25 protein-coding genes are annotated in these 23,446 nt (G+C 73.6%); 6 read left to right on the top strand and 19 right to left on the bottom strand.

The features are described from left to right. The 4 genes from ABZW10_RS36185 to leuA form a co-directional block, all read right to left on the bottom strand. The coding region (locus ABZW10_RS36185; RefSeq protein WP_355375102.1) for an undecaprenyl diphosphate synthase family protein at positions 1 to 209 on the bottom strand (209 nt) is incomplete at its 3' end. Between the two features lie 4 nt (positions 210 to 213). Continuing rightward, positions 214 to 960: a DNA repair protein RecO gene (recO, locus tag ABZW10_RS36190; protein WP_355375105.1), complete on the bottom strand. Its 747-nt coding sequence runs from the start codon at positions 958 to 960 to the stop codon at positions 214 to 216. A gap of 216 nt (positions 961 to 1,176) precedes the next feature. Further along, positions 1,177 to 1,686: a TerB family tellurite resistance protein gene (locus ABZW10_RS36195; protein ID WP_355375108.1), complete on the bottom strand. Its 510-nt coding sequence runs from the start codon at positions 1,684 to 1,686 to the stop codon at positions 1,177 to 1,179. A 424-nt stretch (positions 1,687 to 2,110) separates the two neighbouring features. Next, entirely contained in the window at positions 2,111 to 3,907 is a 1,797-nt protein-coding gene (gene leuA / locus ABZW10_RS36200; RefSeq protein ID WP_355375111.1) for a 2-isopropylmalate synthase, read from the bottom strand. 373 nt (positions 3,908 to 4,280) lie between these two features. Here leuA and ABZW10_RS36205 point away from each other — a divergent pair, with 373 nt between their 5' ends. Together ABZW10_RS36205 and ABZW10_RS36210 are read left to right on the top strand one after the other, a co-directional pair. Continuing rightward, positions 4,281 to 5,303 (top strand): M4 family metallopeptidase, encoded by a 1,023-nt coding sequence (locus tag ABZW10_RS36205; protein ID WP_355375113.1) that lies wholly within the window; start codon positions 4,281 to 4,283, stop codon positions 5,301 to 5,303. A gap of 67 nt (positions 5,304 to 5,370) precedes the next feature. Further along, positions 5,371 to 5,637 carry a protealysin inhibitor emfourin gene (locus ABZW10_RS36210; RefSeq protein WP_344337572.1) on the top strand — a complete coding sequence of 89 codons (267 nt, stop codon included), beginning with the start codon at positions 5,371 to 5,373 and terminating at the stop codon, positions 5,635 to 5,637. A gap of 23 nt (positions 5,638 to 5,660) precedes the next feature. Here ABZW10_RS36210 and ABZW10_RS36215 read toward each other — a convergent pair whose 3' ends face one another. The 15 genes from ABZW10_RS36215 to hrcA all read right to left on the bottom strand — a co-directional run bounded on the left by ABZW10_RS36215 (position 5,661) and on the right by hrcA (position 19,893). Then, on the bottom strand, positions 5,661 to 6,374 hold the full coding sequence (locus ABZW10_RS36215) for an alpha/beta fold hydrolase (protein WP_355375116.1): 714 nt from the start codon (positions 6,372 to 6,374) through the stop codon (positions 5,661 to 5,663). A 27-nt stretch (positions 6,375 to 6,401) separates the two neighbouring features. Beyond that, positions 6,402 to 7,331: a GTPase Era gene (gene era, locus ABZW10_RS36220; RefSeq protein WP_355375119.1), complete on the bottom strand. Its 930-nt coding sequence runs from the start codon at positions 7,329 to 7,331 to the stop codon at positions 6,402 to 6,404. A 55-nt stretch (positions 7,332 to 7,386) separates the two neighbouring features. Next, positions 7,387 to 7,548, bottom strand: a complete 162-nt coding sequence (locus tag ABZW10_RS36225; protein WP_355375122.1) for a hypothetical protein — start codon at positions 7,546 to 7,548, stop codon at positions 7,387 to 7,389. Between the two features lie 126 nt (positions 7,549 to 7,674). Continuing rightward, the gene (locus ABZW10_RS36230) at positions 7,675 to 8,040 is read right to left on the bottom strand and encodes a cytidine deaminase (protein WP_355375124.1); all 366 of its coding nucleotides are present in this window, start codon (positions 8,038 to 8,040) and stop codon (positions 7,675 to 7,677) included. Positions 8,041 to 8,070: 30 nt separating this feature from the next. Then, positions 8,071 to 8,610: a DUF4383 domain-containing protein gene (locus tag ABZW10_RS36235; protein WP_355375127.1), complete on the bottom strand. Its 540-nt coding sequence runs from the start codon at positions 8,608 to 8,610 to the stop codon at positions 8,071 to 8,073. A 30-nt stretch (positions 8,611 to 8,640) separates the two neighbouring features. Continuing rightward, the gene (locus ABZW10_RS36240) at positions 8,641 to 8,877 is read right to left on the bottom strand and encodes a hypothetical protein (RefSeq protein ID WP_355375129.1); all 237 of its coding nucleotides are present in this window, start codon (positions 8,875 to 8,877) and stop codon (positions 8,641 to 8,643) included. A gap of 33 nt (positions 8,878 to 8,910) precedes the next feature. Continuing rightward, positions 8,911 to 10,236, bottom strand: coding sequence for a hemolysin family protein (locus ABZW10_RS36245; RefSeq protein ID WP_355375132.1), 1,326 nt, complete (start codon positions 10,234 to 10,236; stop codon positions 8,911 to 8,913). A gap of 19 nt (positions 10,237 to 10,255) precedes the next feature. Next, positions 10,256 to 10,750: an rRNA maturation RNase YbeY gene (gene ybeY, locus ABZW10_RS36250; RefSeq protein WP_355375134.1), complete on the bottom strand. Its 495-nt coding sequence runs from the start codon at positions 10,748 to 10,750 to the stop codon at positions 10,256 to 10,258. A 14-nt stretch (positions 10,751 to 10,764) separates the two neighbouring features. Beyond that, positions 10,765 to 11,787: a PhoH family protein gene (locus ABZW10_RS36255; RefSeq protein ID WP_355375186.1), complete on the bottom strand. Its 1,023-nt coding sequence runs from the start codon at positions 11,785 to 11,787 to the stop codon at positions 10,765 to 10,767. A gap of 321 nt (positions 11,788 to 12,108) precedes the next feature. After that, complete coding sequence (locus ABZW10_RS36260; protein WP_355375137.1) at positions 12,109 to 13,029, bottom strand: ribonuclease Z; 921 nt, start codon at positions 13,027 to 13,029, stop codon at positions 12,109 to 12,111. A 4-nt stretch (positions 13,030 to 13,033) separates the two neighbouring features. After that, positions 13,034 to 13,387 carry a histidine triad nucleotide-binding protein gene (locus tag ABZW10_RS36265; RefSeq protein ID WP_355375140.1) on the bottom strand — a complete coding sequence of 118 codons (354 nt, stop codon included), beginning with the start codon at positions 13,385 to 13,387 and terminating at the stop codon, positions 13,034 to 13,036. Positions 13,388 to 13,489: 102 nt separating this feature from the next. Beyond that, on the bottom strand, positions 13,490 to 16,732 hold the full coding sequence (locus ABZW10_RS36270) for a PDZ domain-containing protein (protein ID WP_355375143.1): 3,243 nt from the start codon (positions 16,730 to 16,732) through the stop codon (positions 13,490 to 13,492). 76 nt (positions 16,733 to 16,808) lie between these two features. Beyond that, positions 16,809 to 17,558: a 16S rRNA (uracil(1498)-N(3))-methyltransferase gene (locus ABZW10_RS36275; RefSeq protein WP_355375146.1), complete on the bottom strand. Its 750-nt coding sequence runs from the start codon at positions 17,556 to 17,558 to the stop codon at positions 16,809 to 16,811. A gap of 81 nt (positions 17,559 to 17,639) precedes the next feature. Further along, the gene (gene dnaJ / locus ABZW10_RS36280; protein ID WP_355375149.1) at positions 17,640 to 18,782 is read right to left on the bottom strand and encodes a molecular chaperone DnaJ; all 1,143 of its coding nucleotides are present in this window, start codon (positions 18,780 to 18,782) and stop codon (positions 17,640 to 17,642) included. A 76-nt stretch (positions 18,783 to 18,858) separates the two neighbouring features. Continuing rightward, the gene (gene hrcA / locus ABZW10_RS36285; RefSeq protein WP_355375152.1) at positions 18,859 to 19,893 is read right to left on the bottom strand and encodes a heat-inducible transcriptional repressor HrcA; all 1,035 of its coding nucleotides are present in this window, start codon (positions 19,891 to 19,893) and stop codon (positions 18,859 to 18,861) included. Positions 19,894 to 20,169: 276 nt separating this feature from the next. On the opposite strand from hrcA, the gene htpX reads away from it, so the two are divergent. From htpX to ABZW10_RS36305, 4 genes are all read left to right on the top strand, one after another. Continuing rightward, positions 20,170 to 21,090, top strand: a complete 921-nt coding sequence (htpX, locus tag ABZW10_RS36290; RefSeq protein WP_355375155.1) for a zinc metalloprotease HtpX — start codon at positions 20,170 to 20,172, stop codon at positions 21,088 to 21,090. A gap of 30 nt (positions 21,091 to 21,120) precedes the next feature. Continuing rightward, the gene (locus ABZW10_RS36295) at positions 21,121 to 21,708 is read left to right on the top strand and encodes a hypothetical protein (RefSeq protein ID WP_355375158.1); all 588 of its coding nucleotides are present in this window, start codon (positions 21,121 to 21,123) and stop codon (positions 21,706 to 21,708) included. Between the two features lie 110 nt (positions 21,709 to 21,818). Continuing rightward, the gene (locus ABZW10_RS36300) at positions 21,819 to 22,598 is read left to right on the top strand and encodes a DUF2785 domain-containing protein (protein ID WP_355375161.1); all 780 of its coding nucleotides are present in this window, start codon (positions 21,819 to 21,821) and stop codon (positions 22,596 to 22,598) included. A gap of 20 nt (positions 22,599 to 22,618) precedes the next feature. Next, positions 22,619 to 23,446, top strand: a complete 828-nt coding sequence (locus tag ABZW10_RS36305) for a DUF3097 domain-containing protein (protein WP_355375164.1) — start codon at positions 22,619 to 22,621, stop codon at positions 23,444 to 23,446.

Genomic DNA, 23,446 nt, shown 5'->3' on the forward strand with positions numbered 1-23,446 from the left:
TCCAGCACGACGCCCTCGCCGACCTTGTGGCCCTCGGTGCGCGGCAGCCCGCGCTCCTTCGCCCAGCGGCCGTTGCCGTCCATCACGATCGCGACGTGGTTGGGGACCAGCTCGCCGGGGATCTTCGGGGGCCGGGCGCCGCTGGGGTGCGGGGACGGGGGAAGGTACTCCCGCTGCTTGCCGCCGCCGAAGAGCCGTCGCGCTGCCATGTGCTCACTTCTCCACGTATCTCATCGAGCGGATGCCCCGCTCCAGGTGCCACTGCAGATAGGCCGCGACCAGGCCGCTGCCCTCCCGCCAGTACCTCGGCTCGCAGGCGTCGGCCGTCCGCCAGTCCCCTGACAGCAGCGCCCCGAGCAGTACCAGTGTCTCAGGGGAGGGTACGGCACATCCGGGCACGCGGCAGTCCGCGCACAGGACGCCGCCCGCCTGGAGCGAGAAGAACCGGTTGGGGCCCTCCATGCCGCACTTGGCGCAGATGTCGAAGCTCGCGCCGTACCCGTTGACCGCGAGCGAGCGCAGCAGGAAGGCGTCCAGCACCAGGTGCGACTCGTGCAGTCCGGCCGCCAGCGTGCGCAGGCCCCCGACCAGCAGCAGGTACTGCTGGACGGCCGGCTGGCCCTCGTTCTCGGCGAACCGTTCCGCCGTCTCCAGCATGGCCGTTCCGGCGGTGTAGCGGCCGTAGTCGGCCACGATCGGGCCGCCGTACGGGGCGATCGTCTCCACCTGGGTGCAGAGCGGCAACCCGCGCCCGATCAGCTCACTCCCCCGGCTGAAGAACTGCACGTCCACGTGCGAGAACGGCTCCAGGCGCGCGCCGAACTTCGACTTGGTCTTGCGCACCCCGCGCGCCACCGCGCGCACCTTGCCGTGGTGGCGGGTGAGCAGGGTGATGATCCGGTCGGCCTCGCCGAGCTTCTGCGCCCGGAGCACCACGCCGTCGTCCCGGAAGAGGCTCATGCGCCCGCCTCCCCGCAGCGGGCCCCCGGCAGCGCGGCCTCGAACAGTGTGGACATCCCACCATTGTCCCCCAGCCGTCGCACCCCGACGGACAGCCGTGTGCCCGCACCGGGCCGTGGGGGGTCGCCGAGCGGTGCGGGTCACGGCGGGCCGGGGGGAGGCCCGGTTGTGGGGGTCCAGGTGGAGGAGTCCAGGAGGAGGGAGGGGGAAGGAGCTCTAGTACGGCGCCCGGGTCGCCGCCTCCAGCAGCGCCCCCACCCGCGCCTGCGGCAGGTCCAGGCAGCGCCCGACGGCGTCCAGCGCCTCCCGCTCCTGCGGCCGGTACCGGCCGTCGGCCAGCGCGATCGCCGCGCCCTGCAGCAGCAGCCGCTCCCGGCCCGGCTGGGCCAGGTGCGGGGCGAGCGGTTCGAGCACCGCGTGCAGTTCCACGGCCAGCCCGCCGGCCATGCCGTGCGCGTCGTAGAGTTCGCCGCCGAGTCCGGACAGCGCCGCCAGCGCGGCCAGTACCTGGGCCTCGCCGCAGTCCTCGAACCCGGCGTCGCGCACCGCCGCGCAGGCGGCCTCGCGGGCCGCGCGGTGGGCGGTGCCGCCGGCGGCCAGCAGGGCCAGCGCGACGGTGTACTGGGCGTCGCGCAGCATCCCGCCCAGGCGGACACAGGTGGGCTGTTCGAGGCTCTCCACCCCGAACCGGCCGTGGCAGCTGGTGCACTGCACACTGCCGATCACCGGTCCGAGCGGAAGCACCGGGGTTCCCAGCAGCCGCAGCCACCGCCGGCCGTGCTGCCGGCGGTAGTTGCGGTCCCCGCCACAGCCTGGACAGAAGAAGTCACCGAGAACGTCAGTCCGCCACCGCGGGCGAACACCCCACATCCCTGTCACGGCGCCACTCCCCAGACATGGCAGGCGGCCTGCACAACAATGGGCAGGTCACGCGACCGGCCGCCGGGCCGTCCCACCGACCCGGCTTTCCGGTGGGACGATGTTGCCACGGTTGCCGACAGGTGTCAGTACTTCGAACGGCCCGATCCGCGAAAAAATGTGGCGCAGGACACAGCGCGCGCGCCCCGGGCGCCGGACGCGCCCGGCCCGGCCGGGGAACGCCGCCGGGCCGCCCCCGAGGGGACGGCCCGGCCATGACCACTCGTACGAACTACCCGCGCCGTGCCCGGTTGACGGCGCTGATCATCGCCTTCAGCGAGGCCAGCACGGTGTTGCCGTCGATCCCGACGCCCCACAGCACCCGGCCGTCCACCGCGCACTCGACGTACGCGGCGGCCTGGGCGTCGCCGCCCTCGCTCAGCGCGTGCTCGGCGTAGTCCAGCACCCGTACGTCCACGCCGATCTGCGCCAGCGCGTCGGCGAACGCCGAGACCGGGCCGTTGCCGGTACCGGCCAGGGTGACCGGCGCGCCGTCCACCACGGCCTCGGCGGTCAGCGCGTCCCGGCCGTCCTCGGTGGTCAGGCGGCGCGAGCCGCCCAGCGAGATCCGGCCCCACGGGTTGGCCGTGGTCGGCAGGTACTCGTCCTCGAAGACCCGCCAGATCTCGGCCGGGGAGACCTCGCCGCCCTCGGCGTCGGTCTTGGCCTGGATGATCCGGGAGAACTCGATCTGCATCCGGCGCGGCAGGTCCAGCTTGTGGTCGTTCTTCAGCACGTACGCCACGCCGCCCTTGCCGGACTGGCTGTTGACCCGGATGACCGCCTCGTAGGTGCGGCCGACGTCCTTCGGGTCGATCGGCAGGTACGGCACGCCCCAGGTGTGCTCCTCGACCGGGACGCCCGCCGCGGCCGCGTCCGCCGCCAGGACGTCGAAGCCCTTCTTGATGGCGTCCTGGTGCGAGCCGGAGAAGGAGGTGTACACCAGGTCGCCGGCGTACGGGTGGCGCGGGTGCACCTCCATCTGGTTGCAGTACTCGGCGGTGCGGCGCACCTCGTCGATGTCGGAGAAGTCGATCTGGGGGTCGATGCCCTGCGAGAACAGGTTCATGCCCAGGGTCACCAGGTCGACGTTGCCGGTCCGCTCGCCCTGCCCGAACAGGCAGCCCTCGATCCGGTCGGCGCCGGCCATGTAGGCCAGCTCGGCGGAGGCGACCGCGGTGCCCCGGTCGTTGTGCGGGTGCACCGACAGGCAGACGAACTCGCGGCGCGACAGGTTGCGCGACATCCACTCGAACTGGTCGGCCTGCACGTTCGGGGTGGCCCGCTCGACGGTGGCCGGCAGGTTCAGGATGATCTCGCGGCCCTCGCCCGGCTGCCAGACGTCCATGACCGCCTCGCAGACCTCCAGCGCGAAGTCCAGCTCGGTGTCGACGAAGATCTCCGGCGAGTACTGGTAGCCGAAGACGGTGTCGTCGCCCAGCAGCTTCTCGGCGTACTCCATCACCAGCCGGGTGCCGTCGACGGCGATCGCCTTGGTGGCCGCCTCGTCGTTGCGGAACACCACCCGGCGGAACAGCGGCGCGGTCGCGTTGTACAGGTGCACGGTGGCGCGCGGCGCGCCGACCAGCGACTCGATCGTCTTCTCGATCAGCTCCTCGCGCGCCTGGGTCAGCACCGAGATGGTGACGTCCTCGGGGATCGCCCCCTCCTCGATCAGCGAGCGCACGAAGGCGTGGTCGGTGGCCCCGGAGGAGGGGAAGCCGACCTCGATCTCCTTGTAGCCCATCGCGACCAGCAGGTCGAACATCTTGCGCTTGCGGGCCGGGGACATCGGGTCGATCAGCGCCTGGTTGCCGTCCCGCAGGTCGGTGGAGAGCCAGCGCGGCGCCTTGGTGATCACCTTCGACGGCCAGCTGCGGTCCGGCAGGTCGACGGTGCCGAAGGGCAGATAGCGGCCGTACCGCATGCCGGACGGGGCCTGGCGCACCGAGCCGGCGGTGATCGGGGTGGGACGGTCGACGAACGCGCGGGCGGCGGGAACGGGCGCGGCGGAGCTCTGCTCGGTCATGGAGGTGAGTCTCGGCTTCCTGTGATGCGTGGTGCGGGCTGGTCGGGGCGGTGTCCTCACCCGAGGTGTCGTCACCCGACTCGGCCGGCCTGCTGCCGCTCGCGGCCCTCCGTGGGGCCGACAGAATTCAGCGCGCAGCACAGTCCCCGCGGCGAGGGAGCCGGCCCTGGTGGACTACAGGCCCTCGACGCGGCAGCTAAGAAGAAGCAGCCCGTTGCGCATGATGCGGCCCAGCCTAACCCAGCGCCGCGCGACCCCGAAGCCGGCCGCCCGCTGTTCCCACCCCTTGAGACGGCGCACGGCGGCGGCCGGGCGGCGCGCGATCCCGTCCGCGCCGGTGACAACAGGTCATCGATGCCTCACCCTGGGCCACATGACAGCCGAACCGACGCTCTGCGCGATCGTTCCGCCGTACGTCCTGGACCGCCTCGCCGAGGACGGTCACGAGCCCGCCGTCCGCTCCCTCGCCCTCGACGCCGCGCACCGGGCCGCGCGGCTCGCCGCCGTCCTCCCGGCCCCGGCCGCCACCGACCGCCTGGAGCGGGTGATCTCCGACGCCGGGCACCGCGAACGCCTGCCCGGACGCACCGTGCGCCGGGAGGGCGAGAGCCCCCTGCCCGACCAGTCCGTCAACCACGCCTACGACGGCCTCGGCGCCACCTGGACCCTCTTCTCCGCCGTCTTCGGGCGGCACTCCATCGACGACCAGGGCCTGCGGCTGGACGCCACCGTCCACTACGGCCAGGACTACGACAACGCCTTCTGGGACGGCCGGCGGATGGTCTTCGGGGACGGCGACGGCGAGGTGTTCGGCGACTTCACCGCCTGCATCGACGTCATCGGCCACGAACTCACCCACGGCGTCACCCAGTTCACCTCCGGCCTGGAGTACCGCGACCAGCCCGGTGCCCTCAACGAGTCGGTCTCCGACGTCTTCGGCTCACTGGTCAAGCAGTACGCGCTGCACCAGGACGCCGCCGCGGCGGACTGGCTGATCGGCGAGGGGCTGCTCGCCCCCGGCGTGCAGGGGGTCGCGCTGCGCTCGATGAAGGCGCCCGGCACCGCGTACGACGACCCCCGGCTGGGCAAGGACCCGCAGCCCGCCCACATGCGCGACTACGTGCGCACCGCCCAGGACAACGGCGGGGTGCACATCAACTCGGGCATCCCCAACCACGCCTTCTACCTGCTCGCCACCGCGCTCGGCGGCTCGGCCTGGGAACGCGCCGGCCGGATCTGGTACGACGCGCTGACCGGCCGGCGGCTGCCCGCCGACGCCGACTTCACCGCCTTCGCCCGGGCCACCGTGGCCGCCGCGAAGGCCCGCTTCCCGGAGCCGGAGGTGGCCGACACGGTGACCGCGTCCTGGGCGAAGGTCGGCATCAGCCCGACTTGAGCCGCAGTTAAGTCAAGGTCCGGGAAAACCCCGGCAAACGCCATCGCTGGGTAGCACCATGGACACCATGCGTATCCAGGTGACCCGGACCGGCGGCCTCGCGGGACACGTCCGCCGCGCTGAGCTCGACACCACCGAGCGGGTGGACGCCCCGCACGTGCACGCGCTCGCCCGCGAGGCCGTCGCGGGCGGGCTGCGCACGCCCTCCTACGGGGTGCCGGACGGCTTCCACTACGAGATCACCGTCGACGGGCGGACGGTGCACTGCGCCGACCCCAAGCTCACCGAGTCCCAGCGCGAACTGGTCTCGCTGGTCCTGCGCGAGGGAGCCTAGGCGGGCGCCTCGGGCCCGGGGTTTCACAGCCAGCCGTCGAGGGAGGCCAGGAAGCCCGGGAGGTCGTCCCGGTGGATGGAGTGGCCGGCCCCGGCGACCGTCCGGACCTCGTAGCCGAGGCCGCGCAGGGTCGCGGCGTCCTCGGGCCCGATCAGCCAGCTGTCGTCGGCGAGCTGCACCAGCGAGGGCACGGCCGGGGCGCCGGGCAGCGCGGCCCGGTCGCGCAGCGCGGAGAGCGCCAGCGCGGTGTCCGGGTCCCACAGCGCCAGGGTGGCCAGCTCGGTCTCCACGTCGGCGGCGCCCCAGCCCGGGTTGACCGCGCCGATCTGCTCCCGGGTGGCCTGCTTGAACCGGGTGAAGACCGCCGGGTCGAAGAGGCCCGGCCGGGCGAACCGCCAGGCCGGGTCGGAGTAGACCGCCCGGGCCGGCCGCAGCCGCTCCACCGCGTGCAGCAGGGTCAGCGCGCCCAGCGAGTGGCCGATGGCCAGGTCGGCGCCCCGCGGCAGGGTGTCGACCAGGTCCTCGGCGTACCGCTCGAGGCCGTAGCGCTCCGCCGGGGTGGCGCCCTCGCCGCGCCGGCTGGCGCCGTGGCCGCGCAGGTCGACGGCGATCACCCGGTAGCCGCGCCCGGCGAGCGCCGGGCCGACCGACCGCCAGCTGCGGTGGTCGGACATGATCCCGTGGACCAGCAGCGCGACCCGCCCGCCGGTGCCCCACTCACGCGTGTGCAGCTTCATGCGGCGCCCCTCCCCGGCGGTCGGCGGTCAGAACCCGAGCTTGCGCAGCTGCTTGGGGTCGCGCTGCCAGTCCTTGGCGACCTTGACGTGCAGGTCCAGGTAGACCGGGGTGCCGAGCAGCGCCTCGATGTGCTTGCGGGCGGTGGTGCCGACGTGCTTGAGCCGGGCGCCCTTGGCCCCGATCACGATCGCCTTCTGGCTCTGCCGCTCGATGTAGACGTTGGCGTGGATGTCGAGCAGCGGCCGGTCGGCCGGACGGCCCTCGCGCGGCAGCATCTCCTCGACCACGACGGCCAGCGAGTGCGGCAGCTCGTCGCGGACGCCCTCCAGCGCGGCCTCGCGGATCAGCTCGGCCACCATGATCTGCTCGGGCTCGTCGGTGAGGTCGCCGTCCGGGTAGAGCGGCACGCCCTCCGGGAGCAGCTTGCTGATCAGCTCGCCGACCAGCTCGACCTGCTTGTCGCCGACCGCCGAGACGGGGATGATCTCGGCCCACTCGATGCCCAGCTCGGCGCCGAGCTGGTGGACGGCGATCAGCTGCTCGGCCAGCCGCTTGGAGTCGACCAGGTCGGTCTTGGTGACGATGGCGACCTTGGGGGTCTTCTTGATCTCGGCGAGCTCCTTGGCGATGAACTTGTCGCCGGGGCCGAGCTTCTGGTCGGCGGGCAGGCAGAAGCCGATCACGTCGACCTCCGCCCAGGTGCTGCGGACCAGGTCGTTGAGGCGCTCGCCGAGCAGGGTGCGGGGCTTGTGCAGGCCGGGGGTGTCCACCAGCACCAGCTGGGCGTCCGGGCGGTGCACGAGGCCGCGAACGGTGTGCCGGGTGGTCTGCGGGCGGTCGGAGGTGATCGCGACCTTCGTCCCCACCAGAGCGTTGGTCAGGGTCGACTTGCCCGCGTTGGGCCGGCCGACGAAGCACGCGAAGCCGGAGCGGTACGAGGAGGAAGGGGCATTCATGGGCTCCATTCTCCCTGATCACCCCAGCCGGGGCGGACACCGGCCGTCCGGGCCCTCACTTCTTCCCCTTGAACGCCGCGCCCAGGCCCCAGCCGAGGACGATCACGAGGAAGGAGACGGAGCCCCAGAGCCAGAACGGCGACCCGGTCTCCTGCCACTTGCCCATGCCCATCACGCCCGCCAACAGCCCCGCGAAGAACGCGAACGTCCCCAGCATCGCCCAGCCCCCTCACCGTGCCGGCTCCCCGCCCGTCCCCGGTGAGATTATCCGTCGGAATCAGGGCCGCCGGAACGCGCCGGTGCCCGGGGCGCGCGCCCCGGGCACCGTGCGGACCGCGCACGTTCAGCGAGCCCCGACCGAGGCGCGCAGCGCCCCGTCCGGGCCCGCCAGCAGCAGCGGGGTGCCCGCACCGCCGAGGTCCCGGACCGCCGCGAGGTCGGCCTCCGCGGGCTGCTCCGCCTCGGTCACCACGGCCGCCGCCTCCAGCGACTTCGCGCCGCTGGCCACCGCCATCGCCACCGCCGTCCGCACCGCGCTCAGCCGCAGCGACTCCAGCGCGACCGTCCCGGCCACGTAGGTGCGACCGGTCTCGTCACGCACCGCGGCCCCCTCCGCCACGCCGTTGCGGGCGCGGACGGAGCGGGCCAGGGTGATGATCTTCTTGTCTTCGGGGTCCAGCTCGACGATGTCACTCATGCCCAGGAGCATAGGCCCCGGCCGCGGGGCCGGCGGGCGTCCTCAGTGCCCGACCGGGTTGGGCGGCCCGGGCCGCATCACCTTCACGAAGGTCTTGGGGCCGCTCGGCATCCCCAGCTCCTCCCCCGTCCGCTTGCGCCAGTACGGGTTGTCGTGCGGCAGGTGGCTGCTGACCCGCCCGTACATCCCGAACGTCGTGATCACCACGCCGAAGGCGAAGGCGAAGATCACGTTGGCGATGCCGAAGTTCAGGATGTTGGCGTCCGACCGGCCGAGCACCGTGAGCCCGTAGAACCCGGAGAGGATGAACAGCGCACCGGCCGCCATGTTCAGATTGGCGGCGAAGTTCCCGCCGACGACCGCGCCGATCACCAGGATCCCGCCCACCACGATGGACAGGACGCTCAGCGCGCCGTTGGTGGACATCCCCGCGATCTCGTTGCCCTGGGTGGACAGGAAGCCCGGGTGGTCGGCCAGCCCCAGGCTGCCGAACACGATCAGGAAGATCCCGCCGAGCCCCGCCCCGATCCGCCAGACCAGCACCAGTTTGTGGTCGACGGGCAGTTCGTCTTGCAGCTTCATGGCGACCTCCGGGGTGGCCGTAACGCCTGGCTAGCTGTAGGGGTGGGCCCCCTGCATGTGCGGCACCTCGTGCATGTACAGCGAGCCGCACTGCTGGCAGCCCCGGAGCCCGGTTCCCCACTCCTGCTCCGGCCGGCTCTCCGCCTCGGCGGGAATGGTCCGGCCGCACAACGCCAGGGCCGGGTCCTTCTCCCGCACGACGTGCCACACCTTCACCCCGCCCGCGCTCCCCTGCGGGCCGTACTCCGCGCGAAGTTGGTGAGTCATGCCTCCCATCGTCGCTCCGGAAGCACCCGAACGCTACTCGCCGCCCTCCCGGTCCGCCCCCGGCCCGGTGCCCACCGGGGCGGCGACGACGGAGCCGATCCGGTTGCGGCGCCCGGCCGAGCTCTCGGCGGTCAGCCGGATCGCGGTCAGGCCGCCCGGGACCTCCTCCGGCACCGGGATCTCGCAGGACGAGCCGGGGATCGGCACCCGGCCCAGGCGCTTGGCCAGCAGGCCGCCGACCGTCTCGACGTCCTCGTCCTCCAGCTCGATCCCGAACAGCTCGCCGAGGTCCTCGACCAGCAGCCGCGCGGTGATCCGGTACGAGCCGTCGCCGAGGTCCTCCACCGGCGGGATCTCCCGGTCGTACTCGTCGGTGATCTCGCCGACGATCTCCTCCAGGATGTCCTCGATGGTGACCAGGCCGGCCGTGCCGCCGTACTCGTCGATCACGATCGCCACGTGCGAGCGCATCTGCTGCATCTCGCGCAGCAGGTCGGCGGCCGGCTTGGAGTCCGGGACGAACACCGCCGGGCGCAGCACCGCGCCGACCTCGTCGGACTCCGAGTCCCGGTTGATGTGGGTGCGGCGCACCAGGTCCTTGAGGTAGACGATGCCGACCACGTCGTCCTCGTTGTCGCCGACCACCGGGATCCGCGAGAAGCCCGAGCGCAGCGCCAGGGTCAGCGCCTGCCGCACGGTCTTGTGCCGCTCGATCATCACCAGATCGGTGCGCGGCACCATCACCTCGCGCACGATGGTGTCGCCCAGTTCGAAGACCGAGTGCACCATCCGGCGCTCCTCGTCCTCGATGACGTCGTTCTTCTCCGCCAGGTCGACCAGGGCCCGCAGCTCCGCCTCGGAGGCGAACGGGCCCTCCTTGTAGCCCTTCCCGGGGGTCAGGGCGTTGCCGAGCAGGATCAGCAGCCGCGGGATCGGGCCGAGGATCCGGGCCAGCGGCAGCAGCACGAAGGAGGCCGCGGTGGCGGTGGTGAGCGGGTGCTGGCGCCCGATCGTGCGCGGGGAGACGCCCACCGCCACGAACGACACCAGCACCATCACGCCGAACGCCAGCAGCACGGCCTGCCAGGTCGTGTCGATGGTGCGCACGCACACCACGGTGACCAGGACCGCCGCCGCCATCTCGCTGGCCACCCGGATCAGGGTGGCCAGGTTGAGGTAGCGGATCGGGTCGGTGGCCAGCGCCAGCAGCCGGGCCGAGCCCTTGCGCCCGGAGCGCACGGCCTCCTCCGCCCGGAAGCGGGAGACCCGGGAGATGCCCGCCTCGGCGCACGCGGCCAGCCAGCCGAGCACGACGAGCAGCACGGCACCGAGGATGAAACTCGTACTCTCACCACTCACAGGGGTTCGGGCTCCGCGCTCAGTGGGTGGTGGGGGCCGGCGAGATGCCGCCGAGGCCCCGCTCGGCCCGCCAGCCGTCGAGGATCGCCTTCTGGAGGCCGAACATCTCGGCCTCCTCGTCCGGCTCCTCGTGGTCGTAGCCGAGCACGTGCAGCACGCCGTGGACGGTGAGCAGCTGCAGCTCCTCGTCCATCGAGTGCTTCGACGGGGCCGCCTTGCCCTGCTGCTCGGCGACCTCGGGGCAGAGCACGATGTCGCCGAGCAGGCCCTGCGGCAGCTCCTCGCCCTCCTTGCCGGGGCGCAGCTCGTCCATCGGGAAGGACATCACGTCCGTCGGGCCCGGGAGGTCCATCCACTGGATGTGCAGCTCCTCCATCGCCGCCCCGTCCACCAGGATCACGGACAGTTCGGACTGCGGGTGGATCCGCATCTTGTCCAGTGCGTAGCGGGCGACGTCGAGGATGGACTCCTCGTCGGCGTCCCAACCGGACTCGTTGGCGATGTCGATCGACATGACGGGCTGGTTACTCAGCTTTCGGTGCGATGGGACTGTCGGGGTGCGCGCGAGCCGCGCCGCTGGGCGGGCTTGACCGGGAGCCGGCGCTCCTCGGTCTCCTGGGCCTCCTGGCGGGCGTCCCAGCGCTCGTACGCGTCCACGATCCGGCCGACCAGCTTGTGGCGGACCACGTCGGTGCTGGTGAGGACGGAGAAGTGGATGTCGGGCACGTCGGCCAGGATGTCCTGGACGACCTTGAGGCCGCTGCGGGTGCCGCCCGGGAGGTCGATCTGGCTGGTGTCGCCGGTGACGACCACCCGGGAGTTGAACCCGAGGCGGGTGAGGAACATCTTCATCTGCTCGGGCGAGGTGTTCTGGGCCTCGTCGAGGATGATGAAGGCGTCGTTGAGGGTACGGCCGCGCATGTAGGCGAGCGGCGCGACCTCGATGGTCCCGGCGGCCATCAGGCGCGGGATGGAGTCCGGGTCCATCATGTCGTGCAGCGCGTCGTACAGCGGGCGCAGGTACGGGTCGATCTTCTCGTAGAGGGTGCCGGGCAGGAAGCCCAGCCGCTCCCCCGCCTCGACGGCCGGGCGGGTCAGGATGATCCGGTTGACCTCCTTGGCCTGCAGGGCCTGCACGGCCTTGGCCATCGCCAGGTAGGTCTTGCCGGTACCGGCCGGGCCGAGGCCGAAGACGATCGTGTGCTTGTCGATCGCGTCGACGTAGCGCTGCTGGTTGAGGGTCTTGGGACGGATGGTCCGGCCCCGGTTGGACAGGATGTTCGCGGTGAACACCTGCGAGGGCGCCGGGCTGTCCGGGTCGTCCGCGGCACCGCGGAGCATGGCGATGGAGCGCTCCACGGCGTCCTCCGTCAGGGGTTGGCCGGTGCGCAGCACCAGCATCATCTCGCTGAACAGCTGCTTGACGAGGGCCACCTCGGCGCGCTGGCCGGTCGCGGTCACCTCGTTGCCGCGGACGTGGATGTCGGCGGCGGGGAAGCCCTGCTCGATCACCCGCAGCAGCGAGTCGGCGGCGCCGAGCAGGGTGACCATCGGATGCTTCTCGGGGATGACGATCCGGACGCTGACGCGGCCGTCGTCGGCCGACTCGGGGCGCGGCTGTCCGTTGGTACGGGTCTGCGATGTGTCACTCATAGGTCGGCGCTGGGGCCTGCCTCATCCCATCCGTGTCTCGTGGTGCCGCTCGGGTCTCTCCGGGGCACCAGGGTACGCCGCGCACGTGATCGACGCGGCGGGCGGCGGGGCCGCACCCGACGATGCTGCGGCAGATCGCCGGGGTGGCGCGACCGGTTTTCCGCCCCGGCCGCCCGCCGTACCGGCGTCGGCGCGGGTACGCGTACGGGTACGGCCGGGTCACGTGCGCCGGGGCGGTACTGGTACCCGGACGAGGTCCTCGGCAAGCACGATCGGGCCGTCGAAGTGCTTGCGGGCGTCGGCGAGGTGCTGGCCGAGGTCCGGGTAGCGCTGGGAGAAGTGGGTCAGCACCAGGCTGCGGGCGCCCGCCTCGGCGGCGACCTTGCCGGCCTGGCCGGCGGTGAGGTGGCCGTGGTCCTCGGCGAGCCGGGCGTCGGCGTCGGTGAAGGTGGCCTCGACGACCAGCAGGTCGGCGCCCTCGGCGAGTTCGTGCACGCCCTCGCAGAGCCGGGTGTCCATGACGAAGGCGAACCGCTGGCCGGGCCGGGGCTCGCTGACCTCGTCCAGGGTGATCCGCCGGCCGTCGGTCTCGATCGCGCCCTGCCGCTGCAGCCGGCCGACGTCCGGGCCGCCGATGCCCAGGGCGGCCAGCCGTTCGGGCACCAGCCGGCGGCCGTCCGGCTCGCTGAGCCGGTAGCCGAAGGACTCGACCGGGTGCGAGAGCCGGACGGCGTCCAGCGCGAAGCGGGCGCCGGGCACCGGCAGCGGGCCGGACTCCTCGATCGGGCGGGGGCGCAGCACGGCCGTCTCGTGGTAGGCGGTGGCGTGGCGCAGCCGCTCGAAGTACACCTCGCCGGAGGCCGGGAAGTAGACGTCCACCGGGTGCGGGACCCGGTCGAGGTTGATCCGCTGGATCACCCCGGCGAGGCCGAGGCTGTGGTCGCCGTGGAAGTGCGTGACGGCGATCCGGGTGAGCTGGGTGGCCGAGACCCCGGCGCGCAGCATCTGGCGCTGGGTGCCCTCACCGGGGTCGAGGAGCAGGCCCTCGCCGTCCCAGCGCAGCAGGTAGCCGTTGTGGTTGCGGTGCCGGGTCGGCACCTGGCTGGCGGTGCCGAGGACGACGAGTTCGCGCTGCGACACCCTGTCAGACCATGTCCTCGGTCATCGACCTGCCGCCGAGCACGTGGACGTGGGCGTGGAAGACCGTCTGCCCGGCACCGGCGCCGGTGTTGAAGATCAGCCGGTAGTCCTGGACGCCCTCGTCGGCGGCCACCCGGCCGGCCTCGGCGAGCAGTTCGCCGGCGATCTCCGGCTCCTCGGCGGCCAGCGCGGCGGCGTTGGGGTAGTGGGCGTGCGGGATCACCAGGACGTGCAGCGGGGCCTTCGGCGCGATGTCGCGGAAGGCGAGCACCCGCTCGGTCTTGCGCACCACGGTGGCCGGGATCTCGCCCGCCACGATCTTGCAGAACAGGCAGTCGGGCTGCGGCTCGCCGGCCATCGGGTTCTCCTCGCTGGTGCTGCTCGGGTGGGTGCGTACGGCGGCATGCTAGCGGAGCCGCCACGCGGCGGGAGGCCGGACCGGCCTCCCGCCGCGCACGGTCTAGCGCTGCCCGGGCAGCGGCGGCGGGGTCTTCGCCGGCCGCTCGGCGAGCGCCGCCAGGGCCAGCCGCACGCCCTCGGCGAGCTGCGGGTCCTCCCCCGCCGCCCAGGCGTGCGGCGGGAAGGGCACCTCGACGTCCGGGTCCACGCCGTGGTTCTCCAGGCCCCAGCCGACCCGCTCCGACCAGAACGCGTACTTCGGCTGGGTCACCAGGGTGCCGTCCACCAGCGAGTAGCGGCTGTCGATGCCGATCACCCCGCCCCAGGTGCGGGTGCCGACCACCGGGCCGATGCCGAGCGCCTGGATGGCGGCGTTGACGATGTCGCCGTCCGAACCGGAGTACTCGTCGGCCAGCGCGACGACCGGCCCGCGCGGCGCGTCCTCGGGGTACGGCGACGGATTGGCGACGTCCCGGGCGACGCCCCAGCCGACGACCCGCCGGGACAGCTTCTCGATCACCAGCTGCGAGGTGTGCCCGCCCCGGTTGCCCCGGATGTCGACGATCACGCCCTCCCGGGCCATCTCCGAGCGCAGGTCGCGGTGGATCTGGGCCCAGCCGGTGGTCTGCATGTCCGGGATGTGCAGGTAGCCGAGCCGGCCGTCGGACAGCTCGCGCACGGCGGCCCGCCGTCCGGCCACCCAGTCGTGGTAGCGCAGCGCCTCGTCGTCGGCCAGCGGGACGACCACCGGGTGGCGCCGGTCGGTGCCGTCCTTGCCGGCCACGGTCAGCTCCACCGGCTGCCCGGCGGTGCCCGCCAGCAGCGGCGCCGGGCCGGTCACCGGGTCCACCGGGCGGCCGTTGACCGCCAGCACGGCGTCCCCCGGGCGGATCGCCGCGCCCGGGGCGGCCAGCGGCGAGTGCGCCCGCGGGTCCGAGGACTCGCCGGGCAGGATCCGGGCGATCCGCCACACCTCGCCGTCGCGGACCAGGTCGGCGCCGAGCAGTCCCTGCCGGCGGGCCGCCTCGGTGTGCCGGCCGGGCGGCACCACGTACGCGTGCGAGGTGCCCAGCTCGCCGTGCACCTCCCAGAGCAGGTCCACCAGGTCGTCGTGCGAACCCAGCCGCTCCACCAGCGGGCGGTAGCGGTCCAGCACCCCCGCCCAGTCGACCCCGGAGAGGTCCGGGCGCCAGAAGTTGTCCCGCATCAGGCGGCCGTTCTCGTCGTACATCTGCCGCCACTCGGCCGCCGGGTCGACGGTCACCCGCAGCCGGTCCAGGTCGACGTCGATCTCCTCGTCCTCGCCGGACGCCTTGTGGCCGGCGGGCAGGATCCGCAGCTCGCCCTCGTCCAGCACCGCCAGCCGGGTGCCGTCGCCGCTCACCGCGAACGCGTCCAGGCCGTCCACCAGCTGCTCGGCCCGGCGCTTGCGGAGGTCGAAGCGCTCCAGGGTGGGCCGCGGGCGCTCGTCGTCCAGCGAGGCGGCCTCGTCGCCCAGCTCGCCGACCAGCGGGACGCGGGTCCACAGCACCCCGTCCTTGGCGGCCCGCAGGGTGCCGAACCGGCCGCCCTCGACCGGGAACGGCACGATCCGGTCGGCGATGCCCTCCAGGTCGACCCGGGTCACCGGCGGCGCGTCGGCCCCGCCCTCCTCGCCGTCCGCTCGCTTGCCCTTGGGCTCGTCGTCCTCGCCGCCGACGGTCCGCCCGGCCCGGCTCGGCCCGAACGGGGACGGCGTGTCGGCGGCCAGCGTGATCAGGTACGGGCGGCAGCCGTTGGGGAACGACAGGTCGAAGACGTGCGAGTCGTACACCGGGTCGAAGTTGCGCACCGAGAGGAAGGCCAGGTGCCGGCCGTCCGCGGTGAAGGCCGGCGAGTAGTCGACGAATCGCTGCGGGGTCGCCTCGCAGACCGTCCGGGTGGCCAGGTCGGCCAGCACGATCTGACGCAGCGACCACGGCCCGAGGGTCGGCTGCGACCAGGCCAGCCAGGCCGAGTCCGGGCTGAACGCCAGCCCGCCGACCTCGCCGTCGGTGCTGTGCGCCAGCTCGTGCACGGAGCCGTCGGCCAGCGAGACCAGCAGCACCCGGCCGTCGTGCGCGCCGACCGCCAGCCGCTTGCCGTCCGGCGAGACCACCAGCGCGCGGACCCGCCCCAGCTCCCCGGCGGCCAGCCGGCGGCGCTCGGCGCCGAGCGCCTCGGGCGCGTACTCGATCGCGTCCTCGCCCCCGGCGTCGGTCACCCAGACCACGCCCTGCGCGGCGTCCTCGCCCGCCGCGCCCGGCACCACCCGGGCCAGCCGCCCGCGCACGCCCGGTGTCTCGTCCAGCACCCGGGCCGGTCCCTCCCGGTGGGCCAGCCAGTGCACGGTGCCGCGCACCACCACCGCGCCCGCCCGGCCGGTGCGGTCCGGGGCGGCGCCCTCCAGCCAGTACGCGGCGGACACCGGGCGGGGCCGGCGGCCGGCGCGCGGGCCGGCCGGCCGGACGTCGAGGCGGCGCGGCTCGGCGCCCGCCAGGTCGTCCAGCAGCCACAGCTCGCCGGCGGCGTGCCAGACCACCCGGGCGCCGTCGGTGGCGGCGTCGCGGGCGTAGAAGCCCTCCGGGGAACTGCCGTGGCGGCGCAGGTCGGAGCCGTCCGGGAGGCTGGAGTACGGCGCGCCGACGCCCTCGTGGTCGGAGAGGAACGCGATGCGCTCCCCGACCCACAGCGGCGACTCGATGTTGCCGTCCAGCTCCTCGTGGACCCGCTCGAAGCGCTCGGTGCCGATCCACAGCTTGCCGGCCCGCCCGCCCCGGTACCGCTTCCACCAGGCCGGCTCCACGCCGAACGCCGAGACCAGCAGCGCCCGGTCACCGCCCGGCTCGAAGGCCAGCCCGCCGACCGGGCCGTACGGCAGCCGCACCGGCTCGCCGCCGTCCAGCGGCACGGCGTGCGCCCAGGTGCGGCGCAGCGAGGCCTGCCCGGCGGCGGTGGTGGCGATCGGCCGGCCGTCCGCCGTCCAGCCGCGCAGCTGGGTCTGCGCGTCTCCCCAGTGGGTGAGCCGGCGGGACGGGCCGCCGTCCACCGGCGCGAGGTGCACCTCGGGGGCGCCGTCCCGGGTCGAGGTGAAGGCGACGTACCGGCCGTCCGGGGAGAAGCGGGGGCGGCGGACCGGGACGTGATCGGCCGTCAGCCGCCAGGCCCGGCCGCCGTCCAGCGGGGCGAGCCACACGTCGTTCTCGGCCACGAAGGTGATCAGGTCGCCGTGCAGGTGCGGATAGCGCAGATAGGCGCCCACGGGAGTGCTCTCGGGTTCGCTCACACCCGTCACCCTAGGCACCCGGCCGCGCCGCGCGCCCGGACTTTACCGACCCCGAACCCCCGCGGGGGACGCGCCCCTACGACCAGCGGCCGGTGCGGCCCAGCAGCAGCGCGCCGGCCGCCACCCCCGCGGTGGAGGTGCGCAGCACCGAGGGGCCGAGCCGGTACGGCTTGGCGCCGTGCTCGGCGAAGGCGGCCAGTTCCTCCGGGGAGACGCCACCCTCCGGGCCGACCACCAGCACCAGGTCCCCGCCGTCCGGCAGCGCGGCCCCGGCCAGCGGCTCGGCGCCCTCCTCGTGCAGCACGGCCGCGAACGCGGCTCCGGCCAGCACCGGGGCCAGCTGCCGGGTGGTCATCGGCTCGCGGACCTCGGGGAAGCGCAGCCGGCGCGACTGCTTGCCGGCCTCCCGCGCGGTGGCCCGCCACTTGGCGAGCGCCTTGGCGCCGCGCTCGCCCTTCCACTGGGTGATGCAGCGCGAGGCCGCCCAGGGGATCACCACGTCCACGCCGACCTCGGTCATGGTCTCCACGGCCAGCTCGCCCCGGTCGCCCTTGGGCAGCGCCTGGACGACCACGATCCGCGGTGCCGGCTCCGGCTCACGGCGCACGGCCGTCACCGTCACATCGACCGCGTCCTTGCCGTGCACCGCCGCGACGGTGCCGTCCACGCCCAGGCCCAGACCGTCCGCCAGGGTGACCGCCTCGCCCGGCTCCAGCCGCTTCACCGCGGCCGCGTGCCGGCCCTCCGGCCCGTCCAGCCGCACCGGCGCGCCGGGCGCGGCGGCGGCGATCCGCTCGGTCTCGACGACGAACACGGGCGCGGTCATGCGGGGAACCTCCGGGGTGGGAACGGGAACGGGGACGCAAAAGGGGTGCCGAGGAAGCCTCGGCACCCCCGCGCGGGACGGCTACCGGCCGTTGAAGGCGTCCTTCAGCCGGGAGAACAGCCCCTGCTGCCCGGGCGCGAACTGGCCGGACGGCCGCTCCTCGCCGCGCAGCACCGCCAGGCGGCGCAGCAGGTCCTCCTGCTCGGCGTCGAGCTTGGTGGGCGTCTGCACCTCGACGTGCACTATCAGGTCGCCCCGGCCGCCGCCGCGCAGGTGGGTGATGCCCCGGCCGTGCAGCGGGATGGACTGGCCGGACTGGGTACCGGGCCGGATGTCGACCTCCTCCACCCCGTCCAGCGTCTGCAGCGGCACCTGGGTGCCGAGCGAGGCCGCCGTCATCGGGATGGTGACGGTGCAGTGCAGGTCGTCGCCGCGCCGCTGGAACACCGCGTGGGTGGTCTCGGCGATCTCGACGTACAGGTCGCCGGCCGGGCCGCCGCCGGGGCCGACCTCGCCCTCGCCGGCCAGCTGGATCCGGGTGCCGTTGTCGACACCGGCGGGGATCTTGACGGTCAGGGTGCGGCGGGCGCGGACCCGGCCGTCGCCGGCGCACTCCGGGCACGGGGTCGGCACGACGGTGCCGAAGCCCTGGCACTGCGGGCAGGGCCGGGAGGTCATGACCTGGCCCAGGAAGGACCGGGTGACCTGGGAGACCTCGCCCTTGCCGCGGCACATGTCGCAGGTCTGCGCGGAGGTGCCGGGGGCCGCGCCCTCGCCGCTGCAGGTGGTGCAGGTGACGGCGGTGTCGACCTGGAGTTCCTTGGTGGTGCCGAAGGCGGCCTCCTCCAGGGTGATCTCCAGGCGGATCATGGCGTCCTGGCCGCGCCGGGTGCGCGAGCGCGGGCCGCGCTGGCCGGAGGCGGCGCCGAAGAAGGCGTCCATGATGTCGGAGAAGCCGAAGCCGGCCGCCCCCGCGCCGAAGCCGCCCGCCCCGCCGCCGCCGTTGGGCGAGAGCGGGTCGCCGCCGAGGTCGTAGACCTGGCGCTTCTGCGGGTCGGAGAGCACCTCGTAGGCGGCGTTGATCTCCTTGAACCGCTCCTGCGTCTTCGGGTCCGGGTTGACGTCCGGGTGCAGTTCGCGCGCCAGGCGCCGGAACGCCTTCTTGATCTCGTCCTGCCCCGCATCCCGTCGGACGCCGAGTACCGCGTAGTAGTCCGTGGCCACCAAATGCTCCGCTTGTTCCGCCTGTAAGAGTGCTTGCGACTGCGGGGCGCGCCATGTGGATGACGCGCGCCCGTTCCTACGACTCGGCCAGGATCTGGCCCACGTACCGTGCCACCGCTCGCACCGCCCCCATTGTGCCCGGATAGTCCATCCGAGTCGGACCGATCACACCCAGTTTGGCCACGCTTTCGTCGCCCGAACCGTAACCGACCGAGACGACCGACGTGGAATTCAGCCCCTCGTAGGCGATCTCGCGGCCGATCCGGACCGTCATCCCGGCGTCCGCGGTCTCACCCAGGAGGCGGAGCAGGACGACCTGCTCCTCCAGTGCCTCCAGCACCGGCTGGATGGTGAGCGGGAAGTCATGGCCGAAACGGGTCAGGTTGGCCGTGCCGGCCAGCATGATCCGCTCCTCGCTCTGCTCGGCGAGCGTCTCGAAGAGCGTCGCCAGCACGGTCGTCACGGTCGGCCGGTCGGCCGCCTCGAACAGCGCCGGCAGCTCGTCCAGCAGCCCGGGGACGTCCGGGAGGCGCTGGCCGGCGGCCCCCGCGTTGACCCGGGCCCGCAGATCCGCCAGCAGCGTCTCGCCGACCGTGCCCGGGCAGTCCACCAGCCGCTGCTCGACCCGGCCGGTGTTGGTGATCAGCACCAGCATCACCTTGGCCGGGGCCAGCGCGACCAGCTCGATGTGCCGCACCGTGGAGCGGCTCAGCGAGGGGTACTGCACCACCGCGACCTGCCGGGTCAGCTGGGCCAGCAGCCGCACCGTGCGGGCGACCACGTCGTCGAGGTCCACCGCGCCGTCCAGGAAGTGCCGGATCGCCCGCCGCTCGGGCGCGCTCATCGGCTTGACCTCGGCCAGCTTGTCGACGAACAGCCGGTAGCCCTTGTCGGTGGGGATCCGCCCGGCGCTGGTGTGCGGCTGGTGGATGTACCCCTCCTCCTCCAGCGCCGCCATGTCGTTGCGGACGGTGGCCGGGGAGACCCCGAGGTTGTGCCGGTCCACCAGGGCCTTGGAGCCGACCGGCTCCTCCGTCCCCACGTAGTCCTGGACGATCGCGCGAAGCACCGCGAGCTTGCGGTCGTCGAGCTGGCGGACCTCACCGGCCATGGGGCACGCACCTCCGTCTTCACGCGTTGTCCGTTGTGACACGCCGTTGTGGCATGTGTCCGCATTTCGAGCTGTCCGGTCCGGCCCCGCGGGGCCCCGGCCTTGGCACTCTGAACGCCCGAGTGCCAGATCCGTACCTGCCAGTGTAAGGCCCGGGTCCGACGGCAGGAACGGCCCGGCCGGAGTGATCCTGCCCGCAGTCCGCGGCGCGCGGATGATGCCGCGGGCCCGCCCGGGTGGCAGCATCGAAAGCGGACGGCGAACGGAGGAACAGCGATGTCGACCTCGGGCCAGCACACCCGTTTCGCCCCCGACCGCGGCCTGACCGGCCGGATGGTGGGGACGATGTTCCTGATCGGACTGCTGTACGTCGGCTTCACCGGGCTGCTCATCGCCCTGCTGCGCGGCGCCTGGCCGATCATCGTCCTGATCTCCGGCGGCCTTTTCGTCGCCCAGTTCTGGTTCAGCGACAAGATCACCGAACGGGCCATGGGCGCCCATCCGGTCACCCCGGAGCAGTACCCGCAGCTGCACGGCGCCGTCGACCGGCTCTGCGCGCTCGCCGACATGCCCAAACCGCGGGTCGCCGTCGCCCGCAACGACATGCCGAACGCCTTCGCCACCGGCCGCAACCCGCAGAACGCGGTGGTCTGCGTCACCACCGGCCTGCTGCGCCGGCTGGAGCCGGAGGAACTGGAGGGCGTGCTCGCCCACGAGCTGTCGCACGTCGCCCACCGGGACGTCGCCGTGATGACGGTGGCCGGCTTCCTCGGCGTCCTGGCCGGCGCGATGACCAGGATCGCCATGTACGGCGGCTTCATGGGCGGCGGGCGCAACAGCAACGACCCCAACGCCGCGATCGTCGCGCTGGTCGTCCCGCTGGCGTCGATCGCCGTCTACGCGATCAGCTTCCTGCTGACCCGGATGCTCTCCCGCTACCGGGAGCTGGCCGCCGACCGGGCCGCCGCCCAGCTCACCGGGCGGCCCAGCGCGCTGGCCTCGGCGCTCACCAAGGTGACCGGCCAGATCGCCGCCATCCCGACCAAGGACCTGCGCCAGGCGCAGGCCTACAACGCCTTCTACTTCGCCCCCGCGCTGAGCGCCCGTGAGGCCGCCACCCAGCTGTTCTCCACCCACCCGACGCTGGAGCAGCGGCTGGCCCAGCTCGCGAAGATCTCCGCACAGCTCGGCCGCTGACCCGTTGACCCTCCCTCCGGAAGGACCGCCGTGGGAATCCTGGACGCGCTGTTCGGCCGCACCAAGCCCGTCAAGCCCGACCTCGACCAGCTGTTCGGGGTGCCGTCCGCCGCGCTGACCCTGGAGGCCGCGGCGGGCTTCCGGCCCACCGGGCTCGGGTCGGTCTGCTTCGCCTCGGTCGAGGGCGGGGCCTTCGACGAGGTCGAACGCCAGGTCCGGGCGCTGCTGGACGCCGACACCGAGCGCGGCGGCGTCCCCGTCGAGGCGTCCAAGGACGACTACGGCTACTCCTGGCTGCTCGCCCGGCACACCTCCGAGGAGCTGCCCGACCTGGTCAACGACCTGCACGCGGTCAACAGCGAGCTGGAGGCGAACGGCTTCGGGCCGCAGCTGCTCTGCTCGCTGGTCGGCTTCCGCGACGCCGCGGGGCGCCGGCCGCTGGCCCTGGTCTACCTGTACAAGCGCGGTACCTTCTACCCCTTCGCGCCGCTGCCCGGCCGCGGGGAGAAGCGCGACAGCCCGCTGGAGCTGGAGGTCAACGCGATGCTCGGCAACGACCTGCGGCTGGAGAAGGACCTCACCCGCTGGTTCCCGGTCTGGGGCGCGCCGGGCCTGTGAGCGCGGGGGCGTGGACGCCGGGGCGCGGGGCGTGGATGCCGGGGCGCGGGCCCGGCGCGCGGGCCGGAAATCCGGTGGCCGCCGCTCCCCCGCTCGCCTAGGGTCCGACCATGATCGACTGGAGTGCGCTCGAAACCGCCGCCCCGACCCCCGACACCCTCGCCGCCGTGAGCGCCGCCCTGCGGTCCGCCGACCCGCACGTGCGCGACACCCTCGCCTACGAGCAGCTGTGCCGCTGGGCACCCCTGCTCACCCCGGAGCAGCGCCTCGCCCTCGGCGACGAGATGGCCGAGCGGCTGTCCGACCCCGACATCCAGGCCCGCACCTTCGCCCCGCTGGTCCTCGCCGAGCTCGCTGACCTCGGCGCCCACCGCCCCGCCTGGCTGGACGCCTTCGCCCACTGGTACCCCGCCGAGAGCGACCTGCGCGGCTGGGACGGCGAGCTCGGCTGGCTGCACGCCGTCGCGCACGGCGCCGACTACCTGGCCGCCCTCGGCCGCGGCCCGCTGCTCGCCGACCCGACGCCGCTGCTGGAGCTGGCCGCCGCCCGGCTGCTCGCCCCCACCGACCACGTGCTGGACGCCATGGAGGACGACCGGCTCGGCCGCGCCCTCGCCCAGATCCTCGCCCGCCCCGACCTGACCGAGCGCCAGGCCCTCGGCTGGCTCGACCCGATCGCCGCCCAGCCGCCGCGCCGCCCCTCCGCGACCTCCGGCGGCGTGCCCGCGGTCGTCTCCAACACCCTGCGCACCCTGCGGATGCTCCACGTGCTCGCCGACCGCGGCGTGCGCATGGAGCGCGGCGCCGACCCGGTGCCGCTGCCGCACTCGGCCGCGCTGCGCGAGCGGATCGCCGGGATCCTGGTGGTGAACTCGCCGTTCACCGGCTGACGCCTCGTAGACTCCGTGGAATGCGCAGCCGCCAGTACGGACCCGATCTGACCCCGCCGTGGAAGAAGCAGGCCCCCGCGCCGGAGGTGCCCGCCGAGCGGGACCTGGTGGTGGAGGAGGCGGCGAGCGGGTTCTGCGGGGCGGTGGTGCGCTGCGAGAAGACCGCCGAGGGCCTCACCGTCACCCTGGAGGACCGGTTCGGCAAGCACCGGGTCTTCCCGATGGTCCCGGGCGGCTTCCTGCTGGAGGGCCGGACGGTCACCCTGGTCAGGCCCTCGGCTCCGGCCCCCTCCCACGCTCCCGGCCGCACCGCCTCCGGCTCCGTCGCCGTCCCCGGCGCCCGCGCCCGGGTGGCCCGCGAGTCGCGGATCTACGTCGAGGGCCGGCACGACGCCGAGCTGGTGGAGCGGGTCTGGGGTGACGACCTGCGGATCGAGGGCGTGGTCGTCGAGTACCTGGAGGGCGTCGACGACCTGCCCGCGATCGTCGCCGACTTCGCCCCCGGCCCGGGCCGGCGCCTCGGCGTCCTGGTCGACCACCTGCTCCCCGGCACCAAGGAGCACCGCATCGCCGCCCGGGTCACCGGCCCGCACGTGCTGGTCGTCGGCCACCCCTACATCGACGTCTGGCAGGCCGTGAAGCCCTCCTCCGTCGGCATCCCCGCCTGGCCCGCCGTCCCCCGCGGCGAGGACTTCAAACTCGGCACCTGCCGCCGCCTGCGCTGGCCCGAGGACACCCCCGCCGCCTGGAAGCGCATCCTCGCGAAGGTGAACTCCTACAAGGACCTGGAGCCCGAGCTGCTGGGCCGCGTCGAGGAGCTGATCGACTTCGTCACCCTCCCCGAGTGA

It is taken from the genome of Kitasatospora sp. NPDC004723 (assembly GCF_040609255.1).
In the GTDB taxonomy this organism is placed as follows: domain Bacteria; phylum Actinomycetota; class Actinomycetes; order Streptomycetales; family Streptomycetaceae; genus Kitasatospora.